13 protein-coding genes are annotated in these 14,633 nt (G+C 64.0%); 2 read left to right on the forward strand and 11 right to left on the reverse strand.

All coding sequences use genetic code 11. From position 1 onward, the window contains the following. Nucleotides 1-2: 2 nt before the first annotated feature. The 11 genes from LB566_RS07005 to LB566_RS07055 are packed head-to-tail and all read right to left on the reverse strand — an operon-like array spanning nucleotide 3 to nucleotide 11,515. Complete coding sequence (locus tag LB566_RS07005; protein WP_224623852.1) at nucleotides 3-644, reverse strand: cytochrome c oxidase subunit 3; 642 nt, start codon at nucleotides 642-644, stop codon at nucleotides 3-5. Then, nucleotides 641-2,284 carry a cytochrome c oxidase subunit I gene (ctaD, locus tag LB566_RS07010; protein ID WP_140549753.1) on the reverse strand — a complete coding sequence of 548 codons (1,644 nt, stop codon included), beginning with the start codon at nucleotides 2,282-2,284 and terminating at the stop codon, nucleotides 641-643. Before ctaD ends, LB566_RS07005 begins: the two co-directional genes overlap by 4 nt. Further along, the gene (gene coxB, locus LB566_RS07015; protein WP_140549752.1) at nucleotides 2,281-3,240 is read right to left on the reverse strand and encodes a cytochrome c oxidase subunit II; all 960 of its coding nucleotides are present in this window, start codon (nucleotides 3,238-3,240) and stop codon (nucleotides 2,281-2,283) included. The genes ctaD and coxB overlap by 4 nt, the downstream gene beginning before the upstream one ends. Then, the gene (locus tag LB566_RS07020; RefSeq protein ID WP_224623853.1) at nucleotides 3,237-3,989 is read right to left on the reverse strand and encodes an SCO family protein; all 753 of its coding nucleotides are present in this window, start codon (nucleotides 3,987-3,989) and stop codon (nucleotides 3,237-3,239) included. The genes coxB and LB566_RS07020 overlap by 4 nt, the downstream gene beginning before the upstream one ends. Beyond that, the gene (locus tag LB566_RS07025) at nucleotides 3,986-4,486 is read right to left on the reverse strand and encodes a hypothetical protein (RefSeq protein ID WP_224623854.1); all 501 of its coding nucleotides are present in this window, start codon (nucleotides 4,484-4,486) and stop codon (nucleotides 3,986-3,988) included. Before LB566_RS07025 ends, LB566_RS07020 begins: the two co-directional genes overlap by 4 nt. Continuing rightward, nucleotides 4,479-5,618 carry a hypothetical protein gene (locus LB566_RS07030; RefSeq protein ID WP_224623855.1) on the reverse strand — a complete coding sequence of 380 codons (1,140 nt, stop codon included), beginning with the start codon at nucleotides 5,616-5,618 and terminating at the stop codon, nucleotides 4,479-4,481. Before LB566_RS07030 ends, LB566_RS07025 begins: the two co-directional genes overlap by 8 nt. After that, nucleotides 5,615-6,151: a c-type cytochrome gene (locus LB566_RS07035; RefSeq protein ID WP_224623856.1), complete on the reverse strand. Its 537-nt coding sequence runs from the start codon at nucleotides 6,149-6,151 to the stop codon at nucleotides 5,615-5,617. The genes LB566_RS07030 and LB566_RS07035 overlap by 4 nt, the downstream gene beginning before the upstream one ends. Then, complete coding sequence (locus tag LB566_RS07040; RefSeq protein WP_224623857.1) at nucleotides 6,148-6,675, reverse strand: DUF3341 domain-containing protein; 528 nt, start codon at nucleotides 6,673-6,675, stop codon at nucleotides 6,148-6,150. The genes LB566_RS07035 and LB566_RS07040 overlap by 4 nt, the downstream gene beginning before the upstream one ends. After that, the gene (gene nrfD / locus LB566_RS07045) at nucleotides 6,672-8,045 is read right to left on the reverse strand and encodes an NrfD/PsrC family molybdoenzyme membrane anchor subunit (RefSeq protein ID WP_224623858.1); all 1,374 of its coding nucleotides are present in this window, start codon (nucleotides 8,043-8,045) and stop codon (nucleotides 6,672-6,674) included. The genes LB566_RS07040 and nrfD overlap by 4 nt, the downstream gene beginning before the upstream one ends. Beyond that, nucleotides 8,038-11,013: a TAT-variant-translocated molybdopterin oxidoreductase gene (locus LB566_RS07050; protein ID WP_224623859.1), complete on the reverse strand. Its 2,976-nt coding sequence runs from the start codon at nucleotides 11,011-11,013 to the stop codon at nucleotides 8,038-8,040. The genes nrfD and LB566_RS07050 overlap by 8 nt, the downstream gene beginning before the upstream one ends. Beyond that, nucleotides 10,997-11,515 (reverse strand): cytochrome c3 family protein, encoded by a 519-nt coding sequence (locus LB566_RS07055; RefSeq protein ID WP_224623860.1) that lies wholly within the window; start codon nucleotides 11,513-11,515, stop codon nucleotides 10,997-10,999. Before LB566_RS07055 ends, LB566_RS07050 begins: the two co-directional genes overlap by 17 nt. A 333-nt stretch (nucleotides 11,516-11,848) precedes the next feature. Here LB566_RS07055 and LB566_RS07060 point away from each other — a divergent pair, with 333 nt between their 5' ends. Together LB566_RS07060 and LB566_RS07065 are read left to right on the forward strand one after the other, a co-directional pair. After that, nucleotides 11,849-14,317, forward strand: coding sequence for a membrane-bound PQQ-dependent dehydrogenase, glucose/quinate/shikimate family (locus LB566_RS07060; protein WP_224623861.1), 2,469 nt, complete (start codon nucleotides 11,849-11,851; stop codon nucleotides 14,315-14,317). 144 nt (nucleotides 14,318-14,461) lie between these two features. Continuing rightward, nucleotides 14,462-14,614, forward strand: a complete 153-nt coding sequence (locus tag LB566_RS07065; protein WP_140549742.1) for a peptide ABC transporter permease — start codon at nucleotides 14,462-14,464, stop codon at nucleotides 14,612-14,614. Nucleotides 14,615-14,633: the final 19 nt, after the last annotated feature.

Genomic DNA, 14,633 nt, shown 5'->3' on the forward strand with positions numbered 1-14,633 from the left:
CGTCAGGCCCGGTTGATCAGATAGAGGACCGGGAACAGGAACACCCAGACGATGTCGACGAAATGCCAGTAGAGTCCGATCGCCTGCACGCGGCGCGCCCGGCTGGCCTGCGCGGTCCCCGGCCAGAGCAACAGCATGCCGGCGATCACCGCGATGCCGCCTATCAGATGCAGCGCGTGCAGCGATGTCATGGCGAAATAGAGCGCGAAGAAGAACTCGGCATGGGCCGGATCGGGGCCTGCGAAGCTGAATGGCGCGCCAAGCACCGGCGCCAGGCCCTCGCTGAATTCCTTGCCGTATTCGATCGCCTTGATCACCAGGAACATGCAGCCAAGCAGGCTCGTGGACATCAGGGCCCAGAAGGCGGGCCGCCAACGCCGCGCCGCGGTGAACATATGGGCAAGCGCCATCGCGAAACTGCTGGTGATCAGGACCGCCGTATTCAGCGTGCCGAGCGGCAATGACAGATGCTGCGACGCCGCGGCGAATGCCGCACCATAGCTTAATCGGGCGTAGAGGAACACCAGCACGATCGCGCCGAACAGCATCGCCTCGGAGCCGATGAAAATCCACATGCCGAACGCATCGGCGGCCTTCTCGCGGGCCCGTGTGTCGAAGGCAATGCTTTCGGTCGGCCCGCTCATGAGGCTTCGTCCCTGTGCGGGCTGAACGTCTCGTGCCTCAGGCCTTTCATGGCATAATCATAGGCCGGCCGCCTGACCACCGGCATGGTGTCGAAATTATGCGGGGGCGGCGGCGAAGCCGTCTGCCATTCAAGGCCGGTCGCGCCCCACGGGTTGGCCGGCGCCCGCGCGCCGCGAAACAGCGACCAGCCAAGATAGAGCAGCGGCATCAGGTAGCCGACGGCCAGCACGACTGCACCGGCGGAGGACAATACGTGCCAGAACTGAAACTCCGGCGGGTAGGTGTGATAGCGCCGCGGCATGCCGAGAAAACCGAGCACGAATTGGGGAAAGAAAGTCAGGTTGAAGCCGAGGAAGGTCACGGTCGCGGCGATGCGGCCCCAGGTTTCGGAATAGACGCGGCCGGTGATCTTCGGCCACCAGAAATGCAATCCCGCCATATAGGCCGTCACCATGCCGCCAACCATGATGTAATGGAAATGTGCCACGACGAAATAGGTGTCATGAACGTGGACGTCGACGGCGAGAGCGGCCAGGAACAGGCCGGCCAGCCCCCCGAAAGTGAACAGCGCCAGGAAAAACAGCGCATAAAGCATGGGCGTCTCGAAAGTGATCTCGCCCTTGCGCAGCGTCAGGGTCCAGTTGAACACCTTTATCGCCGAGGGGATCGCGACGCAGAACGACAGGAACGAGAACACGATGCCGGCATAGGCCGACTGGCCTGATACGAACATATGGTGCCCCCAGACCAGGAAGCCGAACACGGCAATCGCCATCGAAGACATTGCCACCGCCTTGTAGCCGAACAGCGGGCGCTTGCTGAAGCAGGGCAGCACTTCGGAAACAACGCCCATGCCGGGCAGGATCATGATGTAGACCGCGGGGTGCGAGTAGAACCAGAACAGATGCTGGAACAGCAGCGGGTCGCCGCCCAGAGCGGGATTGAAGATGCCGATACCGAAGGCACGCTCCAGCACGATCAGGATCAGCGAGGCGGCCAGCACCGGCGTCGCCAGCACCATGACCAGCGCGGTGGCATACATCGTCCAGACGAAGATCGGCAGCCTGAACCAGGTCAGCCCCGGGGCCCGCAGCGTGTGGACGGTGACGATGAAATTGATGCCGGTCATGATAGTCGAGAAACCGACGATGAAGACGCCCAGCGCGGCCATCGATACGAAGCCGTTGGCATAGAGCGTCGAGAGCGGCGTGTAGAAGGTCCACCCCGTGTCGACGCCGCCGGCGAGTACCGCGGCCAGGGCAAAGGCGCTGCCGAAGATGAACACGTACCAGCTGGCGAGATTGAGCCGCGGAAAAGCGAGATCGCGCGCGCCGATCATCAGCGGCAGCAGGAAATTGCCGAGCGTCGCGGGGATCGACGGCACCAGGAAGAACCACACCATGATGATGCCATGCAGGGAAAACAGCCTGTTATAGACATCGTCAGACACCAGATCGCCCGCAGGCGACGCGAGTTCGATCCGCATCATCACGGCGAAGGCGCCGCCAAGAAAGAAGAATGCCGTCAGCGACATCAGGTAGAGCCAGGCGACGCGCTTGTGGTCGGTGGTCAAGAGCCAGGCGGCAGGTCCGGCCTCCCCATGCAGATAGCTCGACGGCGCCAAGGCTTGCCTGCTCATTGGGTCGCCCCACTTTCCCTGGTTGCCCGCGGTGACAGGGATTTCAGGTAAGCCAAAAGCATCTGCAACTCCTGCTCGTCGACAAGACCGTCGAAACTCGGCATCACGGGCTCATATCCCGCGGCGATCTCCTTCTTCGGATTGAGGATGGAATCGCGCAGATAACGTTCGTCGGCAATGACGGTCTGTTGATTGTCCAAGGCCACCGGCCGTCCGAAGACCCCGGCCAGATCCGGCGCCCTCACCTTGCTGGAATTGCCATGACAGCCGGAGCAGCCGAGCGCGCGGAAGAGTTTTTCGCCGTCGGCGGCAAGCGTTTCGCCCTGGCCCTGGTTGCCCAGCCACGCCGCATATTCTTGCGGCGGCATCACGGTCACCCAGCCGCCCATCTCCGAATGCTGGGTGCCGCAATATTGCGCGCAGAACAAATGATACCGTCCGGGCTCGCTGGCGATGAACCAGACATGCGTCGTGCGTCCCGGCACCGCGTCCTGCTTGACCCGGAAGGCAGGTACGAAGAATGAGTGGATCACGTCCTGCGATGCCAGCGACACGATCACCGCCTTGCCGACCGGCACATGCAGTTCGTTGATTTCACGCTGACCGCCAGGATGACGGAACTCCCACATCCATTGCTTGCCGAGGCCGGCGATCTCGAGCGCGTCGAGCGGTGGGTGCTCGCGGCGCAGGAACAGCACGGCTCCCCATCCGAAGATGGTGAAAGCGATCAGCAGGCTGGCGACTGTCCAAGTGACCTCGAGCGGCGTGCTGCGCGCACGCTCCCCCGTTCGCTCCACCTTGGAGCCGGCGCGATATTTGACGGCGTAGAAAACGACCAGGCTGGTCAGGAAGACGCCCAGCGCGACGGTGAAGGCAAGCAGCACATAAAACAGCGCGTCGACACTGCTGGCAATCGAGGAGGCCTGCGGCGGCGTAAAGGGGATGCCGAACGTCAAATCGGCCTCCTTCGCGAAAGTACGAGGATGGTGACGCCAAGGCCAAGCAGCGTCGCCATGCCTGTCACCTTCACGACTGCCCAGATCGCTGGCGTGTACTGGCCCTTTGACGCGTCGAAGCCGGCACACAGTAGAAAGACGTGATCGGCGATGGAGCCAAGCCGCCCGGCCGACGCCTCGACCAGGGCAAGCCTGAGGTCCCGCGGCTCGAACCTCAGCGCCGGAAGGACTTGCGCGATCCGGCCCTGCGGCGTCAGCGCGATGACCGCGATCGGGTGGACATATTGCGAGATCCGGTCGCGCGGATCGAATGTGACCCCGGCCTCCGCGGCAAGGGCCGCGCCAGCGCCATCCTCGCTGGTCAGGAAGCGCCACGCGGACAGCCCTATCTGACCGGCGGACCGCCCGACTTCGGCTTGGATGGACGCCGCATCCGCGACGGTTTCGGAAGCATCTATCGAGACGAAGAGAGCGTGGTAGGTCGCAGGATCGAGGCCGGTCTTGTTCAGATCCGAGGCAACCGCCTGCTGGGTCACGCCGCAGAGGTTGGGGCATTTGTCGTAACCGAAGATGAGCAGCGCCGGCCGCCCGCCGAGGATGCCGGAAAGCGTCTGCCGTCCGCCCGAAGCCTCACGGAAGACCGTGCCGAGGCTGAGCTGCGCGCCGATCTGCGGGTCGAAAGCCGGCCGCGCGCAAACGCCGGCGGTCATGGCAGCCAGGAGCACGAGCGGCAGGACTGAACGCCTCATGGCCTCGCCCCCGTGGCCGGTGCGGCCTGGTGCTGCGGCGTCGTGGCGTTTGGCTGCGCCGCGTCCGCATTGGCGCGGCAAGTGCCGGCCTGCGGCGCACGCGGAACCTGGCCTTCGAGCAAGGCACAGTCCTCACCGGCCGCAGCGGGCGTTCCCGCCCAGTCCGGCAGCCCCTGCGCGGCGACCAGCTTCATGGCGTCATCGATCGGAATGCGCGCGATGCCGCCATTGCGGTCGACCCAGCCAAGCGTGTCGAGTTCACGGTCTTCCTGCTGACGGAACGCGGCAAGATCGGCCCCGGGAAAATGCTGCAAGGCGGGACCTGCGGCGCTGCCCTTCATCTGCGTGCCCGCAAGTGGCCAGAACGGGGCCGTATCGAAAATCAGTCTCAGCCCAAGCGCGACGAGCGCCAGGAAGACAACCAGGCCGAGACCAAGGAGCACGAGCGCCCTCGGCCAGACATCGCGTGTTTCGGGATGACGCACGACCTTAGCCACGGGCCGGCCTCCCGCGCCAGACAGCGATGCGATCCGGCCTGGTCCAGACATAGACGAAGCATCCGCACCAGATGCCGCCTGCGCCGGCAATTGCCGCGAGATCCAGCCACGACACTCCTGCACCGAGGGCGGATAAAGGCGGGCGGATGCGCCAGGCGACATCGGCGAAATGTCCGGTCAGCAGGAGCGCGCCGAGCCCTATCAGGCCAACGCGGCTGCGCTTGACGGAGCGGTTCAGGAAACCGGCGAAGGGCAAGGCAAATTGCAGCGCGATCAGCAGCCAAAGCAGATACTGCCAGCCATTTCGACCACGGATGACATACCAATGGATTTCGCCGGGCAGGTCGCCGCCCCAGACGACCAGCCACTGCATGAATGCCAGATAGGCCCAGATGAGCATGAAGCCGAACATCATGTTGGCGAGGTCTTCGCCGAGCGCCACGTCCTCCTCGCCACCCGGCGCCGACTCGATCGCGCGGCCCGCCGAAAGCACCGCCAGCGCCAGCCCGCACACGCCGACGACCTCGGCCGCCGCTTCGAGCATCGCATAGATGGTGGAGTAAAAATCCGGCTCTATCGACATCATACAATCGATGGCAAACACCGTCACGGCAAAGCCGTGCGCGACGAGCCCGATGGCGTAGCCGCCGCCAGGCCTGCTTGCAACCCTTTCCGAACCGGGCGCCGTCCAGCCAAGTACAAGCCAGGCCAGCGCCAGCCAGACGAGAGCACAGGCGATGAAACGAACGACGAAGAATGGCACGTTGAGATAGGTCAGTTTCTGGCGCGCCACTTCCGTCAGCGCAGTCGTATCGGCTCCTGCCCAGGGAAGGACCAGATCGGGCCGCGCAAGCACCGGCAGCATCAACAGCAGCGCGACAGGCAAGGTCGCGACGGCCGCCCGCAGCGGCGGCCGCAACGCGTCGCCCCAGCGCCCCCCGGTCAGCCCGTGCACCATGAGCAGGGTCATTGCACCGAGCGGCAATCCGAGCAGGAATACCGCCATCATCAGCCAGCCGGCCAGTGTCGCGCGCGGGGCGACGAACAGCCCGGCCGCGCACAGAGAGAGCCCCGCGGCGGCCACCACGAGCAGCAGGACGAGGTAGCCGTCGGGCCGGGCGGCGCGCTTCATCGTGCTGTCTCCGCATCGAGTTTCGCGCGAAGGGATTCGGGCAGTCTGCCGGCCGCAGCATGACGCGAATATTGCAGCGCCCGGATATAGGCCACGATCGCCCAGCGGTCCCGCGGCTCGACACGCGCGGCATAGGGATACATCGCACCGTAGCCGTTTGTGATGACGTCGTAGAAATGCCGGTCCGGCGCCTTGCGAAGGGCATCCTGATGGTAGGTCGGAGGCGGCGGGAAACCGCGCCTGACCACCATGCCGTGCCCGTCGCCGGTGCGGCCGTGGCAGGGAGAGCAGAAGATATCGAAGCGTTGCTGCCCACGCTGAAGCAGCGCCATGGTGATCGGGTACGGGAATTTGTCCGGCGTCGCCGTCAGGTCGGCGTCGCGCGTCACCGTGCCTTCGACTGGTGTCCTTGCCGACATGCCATCGGCGAACTCTCTGCTGTTTTCGAGCGGATCGTAGCGAGGCTGGTCGGCCATGTCCTGCTTGCAGGCGCCGAGGAGCAGGACAAACGGCAAAAGCAGCCGCGGGTTCATGTCGCCACCTCCTCGACCGTCTCGGCGCCAAGCCGTGTCAGCTGCCCCTTGGTGACGCCCTTGCGGTATTTCGGGTCGGTGGCCTCGATCAGCAGGTAGAACTTGCCGCCGCGCGCGTAGGTAAAGCTCTCGGCGTTGAAGACGGGGTGATAGTATTGCGGCAGCCGGTTCGCGGCCAGCATGCCGAAGAAGCCGGCAAACACGCTGGCCAGGATCGCGGCTTCGAAGGCGATGACCGTGAACGGCGGCCAGGAATGCAGCGGCCGGCCGCCGACATTGACCGGATAGTCGATCTCGACGGAATAAAGGATCAATGCATAGACCAGCACGCCGCCGGCGACGCCGCCGGCCAGCATGACCCACGGCAACCGTGTCTTTCGCATGCCCAATATGTCTATCAGGCCATGCACCTCGAACGGCGAGAACGCATCCATATGCCGGTAGCCCTTGTCGCGCATCGTTTGCGCCGCCCTGGTCAGCGCATCCGGATCGGCGAAAGCCGCGATGACACCATGGACGCTCATGCCGCGCGGCCTTTCTGCTCGGCCAGTTCCTCGACCTCGAAGATGGTGATCGCCGGCAGGATGCGGATGAACAGGAAGACAAGCGCGAAGAAGGTGCCGATCGATCCGAACAGGATGCCGAAATCGAGCCAGGTCAGCGACTGCTCGCCCCAGGACGACGGCAGGTAGTCGCGGCTCGGGCCGGTCACCACGATGATGTAGCGTTCGAGCCACATGCCGATGTTGATGACCAGCGCGATCGAAAACAGCAGCGGCATATTGGATCGCACGCGGCGAAACCAAAGCAGTTGCAGCACCGCGCAATTGCAGAAGAGCATGGTCCAGAACAGCGGTGCATAAGGTCCGACGGCGCGCTGGACCATCATCGCGCGCTCGTAAGGCTCACCCGAATACCAGGAGAAGAACGCTTCCGACGCATAGCCGTAGATGACGATCATGCCAGCCGCGATCATCAGTTTGGCGGCGTTGTCCATGTGGCGCGGCGTGATCAGGTCCTCCACAGCGAATGCCCAGCGCAAGGGAATGGCGATGGTCAGCACCATGGCGAAGCCGGAGAGGAGCGCGCCGGCGACGAAATAGGGCGGGAAGATCGTCGAATGGAAGCCCGGCGTGATGGCGAAGGTGAAATCGAGAGCGACGATCGAATGCACCGAGACGACCAGCGGTGTCGCGAGCGCCGCCATCAGGAAATAGACTGTCCGATAGCGCGCCCAATGATAGGCCGAGCCGCGCCAGCCAAGCGCCAGTATGCCGTAGAAAAGTTGCCCGGCGCGCGACTTCGCCCGGTCGCGCAGCACGCCGAGATCGGGCAGCAGTCCCGTGTACCAGAACAGCAGCGAGACGGTGGCGTAGGTGGAAATCGCGGCGAAGTCCCAGACCAGCGGGCTGCGCCATTGCGGCCAATGCATGTGGGTGTTGGGCAGGGGCAGCAGCCAATAGAAGAACCACGGCCGGCCAAGATGCAGGATCGGGTAAAGGCCGGCCATCGCCACGGCAAACAGCGTCATCGCTTCGGCGAAGCGGTTGATCGAGGCGCGCCAGTGCTGGCGCAGCAGCAGCAGCACCGCCGAGATCAGCGTGCCGGCATGACCAATGCCGATCCACCACACGAAACTCGAGATCATCGTGCCCCAGACCACGGGAACGTTGACCCCATAGGCGCCGACGCCGACCGAGATCAGGTAGGTGATGGAGTAGAGGAACAGCAATACGAAGGCGAAGCAGACGAAGAACGCCGACCAGAAGAAACGCGGCAGCTTTCCCTGCAGGACCACCGCGCTGATGCGGCCGCTAATCTCTTGAAAATCGTGATGCCCGCGCAGCACAGGTGTCACGCCTTTGCTCGTCCTGCGGGCGGCCACGTCAGCCATCGCCGCCCTCCGAGCCGGATGTCGCGGCGAGCCGGTCGTTCGGGTTGCTGATCTTGCCCAGATAGGTGGTGCGCGGCCTTGTGTTCAGTTCTTCCAGCAGCGCGTAATTGTGTGGCGAGGCCTTTTCCTGGACGACCTGCGAATCCTTCCTGTTGAGATCGCCGAAGGTGATGGCTTGTGTCGGGCACGCCTGCTGGCAGGCGGTGACGATTTCACCGTCCTCGATCTCCCGGTTCTCGATCTGGGCGCGGATCCGTTTTTGCGAAATGCGCTGTACGCAGTAGCTGCATTTTTCCATGACGCCGCGCGAACGCACGGTGACATCGGGATTGTGGACGGCCTGCTCCGGCCCCGCGCTGTCCTTGTCGAACTCCTGGTACTCCAGGAAATTGAACCGCCGCACCTTGTAGGGACAGTTCTGCGAGCAGTAGCGCGTGCCGATACAGCGGTTGTAGACCTGCGCGTTCAGCCCGTCATGCGTATGGATGGTCGCATTGACCGGACAGACCACCTCGCACGGCGCCTTCTCGCAATGCATGCACGGCACCGGCTGGAAGAAGGTGTCCGGATCGTCGACCCCGCCCGCATAGTAGCGGTCGATGCGCAGCCAGTGCATTTCGTGGCCGAGTGCCGCCTCGTCCGGCCCCACCGTCGCGATGTTGTTCTCGGCCTGGCAGGCCGACACGCAGGCCATGCAGCCGATGCAGGCCGACAGGTCTATCGACATGCCCCAGGCTTCCTGGTCGTAGCTCCAGTCAGGGTAGAGCGATTCCATGGGCGCTGGCGGCACGCCGTCGCGCACGAAATGGGGATTTGTCCTGAACGCATCGAGGGAGGCATGGCGGATGATTGCCCTGCCCTCCATCGCCTGATGATGCTGGGTCGTCACCACGCGCGCCGAGCCGCCGCGTGGGGTCAGGACGACATTGTCGGCAAACCATGGCGCATCGCTGGTCCGGATCGCGAAGGCATCGTAGCCGCCAGCGAGTGCCGCCACCGAACCGGCCTTGCGTCCAAAACCGAGCGACAGCGTCACCGTGTCGTCAGGCTGCCCCGGCGTGATCCAGACCGGTGCGTCCAGATCCTTGCCGCCTCGTCCCAGGTTGACCACCTGCCCGCTTTCGAGCCCTAGGCGCTGCGCTGTGGCTGGCGACACCAGCGCCGCATTGCCCCAGACGAGCTTGCTTAACGGCCGGGGTAATTCCTGAAGCCAGGATGAATTGGCGTGGCGGCCGTCGCGAAGCCAAGGATCGGCGACGAAGCGAACCTCCAACCCTTTGGCGGCGGCATTGGGTGCCGAGCCATCGCTATCCGGCGGTGCCGAAACGACAGCGGGACCAGCAGCAGTGTTCGGCACGATGCCGTCGCGCAGCGCCTTGCGCCAGGCCACCTCGTCCATGGCGGCCCACGTCCGGCGCACCGCTGCCTGCGCATCGGCGCCGAATTCACCGCCCAGCGCTGCAAGCAACTGATGCAGGCTCTTGCCGCCGAACAGAGGCTCAATGAGCGGCTGCACGATCGAGACTGTACCGTCATAGGCTCGGATATCGCTCCAGCTCTCCAACTCATGCGCGGCCGGAATATGCCATTGAGCCAGAAACGCGGTCTCATCGCGATAGAGCCCCCAATGAACAAGAAGCTTCAGGCTCGAAAAAGTTTTCCGCGCATCGATGTCCGATGGCGCCGTGTGCAAGGGATTGGCGCCGAGCACGACGGCCTTGTCGACCGAACCGTCCATGATGGCCCGGCAGAGCGCGGCAAGATCGCCATCGATCGGCATGGCATCAGGCGGCTCGATCAATTGCAGCGTGTTGCCAAGGGCGCCAAGCCTGGCATTCATCGCGAGGGCCAAGGCATGCACGGACGGTGCCTGGTGCGCCCCGGGCACCATGAGCGCGTTGCGGCCGGCGCCGCGCAGATCGTCGGCAAGCGCATTTGTCCATTCCGGACCGAGCGGCGACAAGCCGGCCGCCGCATTGTCGCCCTCGAGAGCGGCCTTGATTGCCGCCGCGACGCTTGCGACGGCGCTTGGCCTGACGGCGCGGCGATGGTCGGCGGCGGCACCCGTGATGGTCGGAGTCGCCTCGACGACATAGAGGCGGCTCATCGTGTCCGTCGATTTGCGCACCCGCCGCCGCTGCGCGAAATCACGAGCATAGGCCAGGCGCCCTGGGCCATCGCCCAGGAAATCGGCATCCAGGCTGACGATCACATCGGCGCGGTCGAAACGGTAGATCGCCGTCAACGGCCTGCCGAACAATGTACCCGTTGCCTGTTCACCGGAATTGGCCGCAAGCGGATCGTGGCGGAAGACACGAAGTTTGGGATAGTGCGCCCTCAGCGCCGCGATCTGCGCCTTCGTCGTCGGCGATGTCGTCGCTTCGAGCAGCAGTGCCAGCCCTTGCCCGCCTGAAGCGAGGAATCCACCAGCCAATTCAGCGATCTCTTCAAGGAACTCGTCGTAACTCGCCGGCTCGCCCTTCCTGAGCGGCGTGCGAGACCGCTCGGGATCGAACAGCGACAACACCGCCGCCTGCATGACGGCATCGGTGGCGCCGCGCGATGCCGGATGATCCGGATTGCCCTCGACCTTTGTCGGCCGGCCTTCATGGCTCTCGATCACGGCTCCAATGCCGTAGCCATCGCTGGAGAGGGCTGTCGCGTAGTAGAGCGGCCGGCCGGGGATGATATTCTCCGGCTGGCGGACATAAGGCACGATGCTCTCGGCCTCGCTGCAGGCGGTCAGCCCGGCCAGCGACAGCGATGCTCCCATCAGTTTCAAGACGGTGCGCCGGTCGAAGCCAGGCTGAAGGCGATCGGCCATTGCGGGGAATTCCGCCTCCACAAAGCGCTGGAATTCCGCCGTATCAGCCAGTTCGTCCAGGCTTCGCCATGGCTCGCGCCCCGCCGCGGCGAGCCGCAATGCCGCAAGATCGAAAGCCGGGTTTCGGTCAGCGGTGGCAGACATAGCAATCCGTCATCGTCTCGGGATGAATGTCGAGCACGCTGATCAGGGAACGCCGGATCTGCTCGATGTCGTCAGGCGGCTTCCAGTGCATCAGGAAAACGTCTTGCGGCGGGCGAAGGTTGGGACCTGGGTCGCGGTGGCAGCCAAGGCACCACTCCATCGACAATGAATGCGCCCGTCGCGTCAGCGGTATCTCGTCAACCGCGCCATGGCAGGTCTCGCAGGCGACGCCCTTGGCGATATGGATGGAGTGGTTGAAGTAAACGAAATCCGGCACCGCATTGACCCGCTGCCATTGCAGCGGCTGTCCCGAAGCGAGACTTGCGCGCACCGGCGCCAACATCTCGGCATTGGTGAAGAGCTGCGAATGACAGGTCATGCACACTTCCGTTGCCGGCAGTCCCGCCGAGGCTGACGTCTCGACCCCGTGGTGGCAATAACGACAGTCCAGTCCGATATCGCCGACATGATGCTTGTGGCTGAAGGGAACGGCCTGGGCCACGGGTTGCCCCACGCCGGTAACGAACCCTGAACGCAAAAACGCCGTGCCGCCGACGGCCGCCAGAAGCGCGAAACAGCAAACACCCCACAGAAAAAAGCGGGCAATCCCATTGGCGTTGCTGGAAAAGACCTGCGGCATCCTCGCCGATTTTTCGCTTGGAACAAGCTTTTGGATCGAGCGCCTAACGGCGGCAAAGCGACAAAGGTTCCGTCAACGCGGAACGCTCACAAAATGGTGAGTTGGGAGCGCCCTCGAAAACCGCGACCGATCGCAACCATGCGAGACGGCCAGCGTTCGAAACAATCATGAGCCTGTCGTAATGGAAATGCTGTCATGACTTCTGCCAATCCGAATCTCGCCGGCAGGCGTCGCTCCGGCGTCGCCTTCTGGTGGACCATGTTCGTGGGTGTGCTGCTGGCAACACTTGGTTTGCTGATTGGCGCAGGCGGCGCCTGGCTCGTCGCGCTGGGCGGCTCCTGGTACTATTTGCCCACCGGGGTGGCTCTCCTGGCGGCGGGGGTTTTGCTTTTGAGCGGCAATGCCGCCGGAGTCTGGCTCTACGTCCTGACCTGGATCGCGACGCTCGCCTGGGCTTATTGGGAAGTCGGCATGGACGGCTGGGGGTTGATGCCCCGTGTACTCGCGCCGACGGTCATCCTGATCTTCGTTCTTTTGACCTTGCCCGCCTTCCGCGCCGGGCGCGCGAAACGGGTTCGCGACCGCGGCTGCGCGACCGCATCCGTTGCCCTTTTCATTGTTGGCTGCGCGATCGGGCTTCAGCATTTCACGCCCTCGGCACAATCCCAGGAGGCATCCCCGGTTGCCCCGGTCACGCCACCGGCCGCAGGAAGCGCATCTGGTCAGGTTCCGGTCAGCCCTCAGCCCGATGTCGTGATACACCAGGCTGGACCGAATTGGCCCATCTATGGCGGCTCGGAACTTGCCACCCGCTATTCGCCTCTCAAACAGATCACCGCCGACAACGTCGCGAAGCTGACCAAAGTTTGGGATTTCCACACGGGCGATATGCCTAGCAAGGCGGCGACCGACAAATACTCCCCGGAAAACACCCCCCTCGAAGTGGACGGGCACCTGTTTGCATGTTCGGCCAAGGGCATCGTCATCTCGGCCAATGCGGCAACCGGCAGGGAGGAGTGGCGCTATGATCCGAAGGTGTCCGACGCCGCCATCCCATACGGCGCCAGTTGCCGGGGCGTCGCCTACTACGCCGTTCCGGGCGCAAGCGCCGATCGACCATGCGCAACACGCATCCTGTGGGGCACGCTCGATGCGAGGCTGATTGCCATCGACGCCAGGACCGGGAAGGCATGTGGCGATTTCGGCCAGCAGGGCGTCGTCGATCTCACCCAGGGGCTCGGCAAAACCGTGCCCGGCTGGTATTCGGTGACGGCGCCTCCGACCATCGTGCGCGGCATTGCCGTGCTTGGCGCTCAGGTGCAGGACGGCCAGGCCGAGGATGCCCCGTCAGGCGTCGTGCGCGGCTATGACGTGATGTCGGGGAGACTAGTCTGGGCTTGGGACATGGGCCATCCGGACCGCACGGGCGCGCCGCCCCAGGGCGATACCTACACGCGCGGCACGCCCAACATGTGGACCGTAGCCGCCGCCGATCCGCAGCTCGGCTATGTCTTCCTGCCGCTCGGCAACGCCGCCGTCGACTATTATGGTGTCGATCGCAAGGACTTCGAAAACCAATACAACTCCTCAATCGTCGCCGTCGATGTCACGACGGGCAAGCCGGTCTGGCATTTTCAGACCGTCCATCACGACCTTTGGGACTACGACCTCGGTTCGCAGCCGACGCTCGTCGATTTTCCGTCAGCCAATGGAAAGGTTCCCGCAATCATCGTGCCCAGCAAGCAGGGCCAGATCTACGTGCTCGACCGCAAGACCGGAAAATCGCTGTTCCCGGTCGAGGAACGGCCGGTGCCGTCGGGCGGCGTCGAACCAGAGAAATTGTCCAGGACGCAGCCCTATTCCGGCTATGCGCATCTCGACCAGCCTGTGCTGACCGAGAAGGACATGTGGGGCATGAGTCCGCTCGACCAGCTCTACTGCCGCATCCAGTTCCGGCAGGCTTCCTACCAGGGCGAATATACGCCCCCGACGGTGGACAAGCCGTTCATCGAATATCCCGGCTACAATGGCGGCTCCGACTGGGGAAGTGTCGCCGTCGATACCGACTCCGGCATCCTGGTCGCCAATTACAACGACATGCCCAACTACAATCAGTTGATACCGCGCCAGAAGGCGGACCAGATAGGCTTCAGGTCGATCGAACAGGGCGGCGCTTCGAAAAGAGCCAAGGACATGGCTGACCCGCAGATGGGATCGCCCTACGCCATTGCCGTCAACGCGGGCTGGCGCCTCTCGACGGGGCTGCTTTGTTCCGAGCCGCCTTATGGCCATATCCGGGCCATCGAGCTGAAGACGGGCAAGACGCTCTGGGACAAGCCGCTTGGCGAAGCGGTCGAGAATGGCCCCTGGCGCATCCCGTCCATGTTGCCGTTGGACATCGGCACGCCAAACAATGGCGGCCCGCTCGTGACCGCCGGCGGCCTGATCTTCATCGCGGCGGCGACGGACGACAAGCTGCGCGCCATCGATATCAGGACCGGCAAGGTGGTCTGGCAGACGGACCTGCCGGCCGGCGGTCAGACCACCCCGATGACCTATGAGGTCGGCGGGCGGCAATATGTCGTCATCGCGCCCGGCGGTCATCATTTCATGGAGACGAAGGTCGGCGACGACGTGATCGCTTATGCGTTGCCGGCGGACTGATCGCGCCTGAACCGGACTGGCTTGCGCCTTTCGGCTGGTAAAGCGTGATCCCGGCCGCCGGCCCGGCGATTTTTGGGGAACCTTGCCGGGATGAGCAGGTTTTAGCTGCCTGAGACACTCCAAATTCGTCGGAAGGAGCAGCTCATGAGCAACGATCCCGACAAGGAGGGGCCTGTCTTTTCCGCAGAGGATGCGCGGCAAGGCGAGATTATCCTGCGAACGCGAACGCGCCGTATCATCTTCATTGCGGGACTTGTCGGCATCGTCCTGGTGATGGTGCTGCTGCGCTTCGCTTAGCGCGGGCCGGCCACAAACA

The organism is Mesorhizobium sp. CA13 (genome assembly GCF_020165235.1).
In the GTDB taxonomy this organism is placed as follows: Bacteria; Pseudomonadota; Alphaproteobacteria; order Rhizobiales; family Rhizobiaceae; genus Mesorhizobium.

Bases quoted from the DNA above. Each gene is read 5' to 3' on its own strand.
- LB566_RS07005 (WP_224623852.1), bottom strand. From the start codon at position 644: ATGAGCGGGCCGACCGAAAGCATTGCCTTCGACACACGGGCCCGCGAG.
- ctaD (WP_140549753.1), bottom strand. From the start codon at position 2,284: ATGAGCAGGCAAGCCTTGGCGCCGTCGAGCTATCTGCATGGGGAGGCC.
- LB566_RS07020 (WP_224623853.1), bottom strand. From the start codon at position 3,989: ATGAGGCGTTCAGTCCTGCCGCTCGTGCTCCTGGCTGCCATGACCGCC.
- LB566_RS07030 (WP_224623855.1), bottom strand. From the start codon at position 5,618: ATGAAGCGCGCCGCCCGGCCCGACGGCTACCTCGTCCTGCTGCTCGTG.
- LB566_RS07035 (WP_224623856.1), bottom strand. From the start codon at position 6,151: ATGAACCCGCGGCTGCTTTTGCCGTTTGTCCTGCTCCTCGGCGCCTGC.
- LB566_RS07040 (WP_224623857.1), bottom strand. From the start codon at position 6,675: ATGAGCGTCCATGGTGTCATCGCGGCTTTCGCCGATCCGGATGCGCTG.
- nrfD (WP_224623858.1), bottom strand. From the start codon at position 8,045: ATGGCTGACGTGGCCGCCCGCAGGACGAGCAAAGGCGTGACACCTGTG.
- LB566_RS07050 (WP_224623859.1), bottom strand. From the start codon at position 11,013: ATGTCTGCCACCGCTGACCGAAACCCGGCTTTCGATCTTGCGGCATTG.
- LB566_RS07060 (WP_224623861.1), top strand. From the start codon at position 11,849: ATGACTTCTGCCAATCCGAATCTCGCCGGCAGGCGTCGCTCCGGCGTC.
- LB566_RS07065 (WP_140549742.1), top strand. From the start codon at position 14,462: ATGAGCAACGATCCCGACAAGGAGGGGCCTGTCTTTTCCGCAGAGGAT.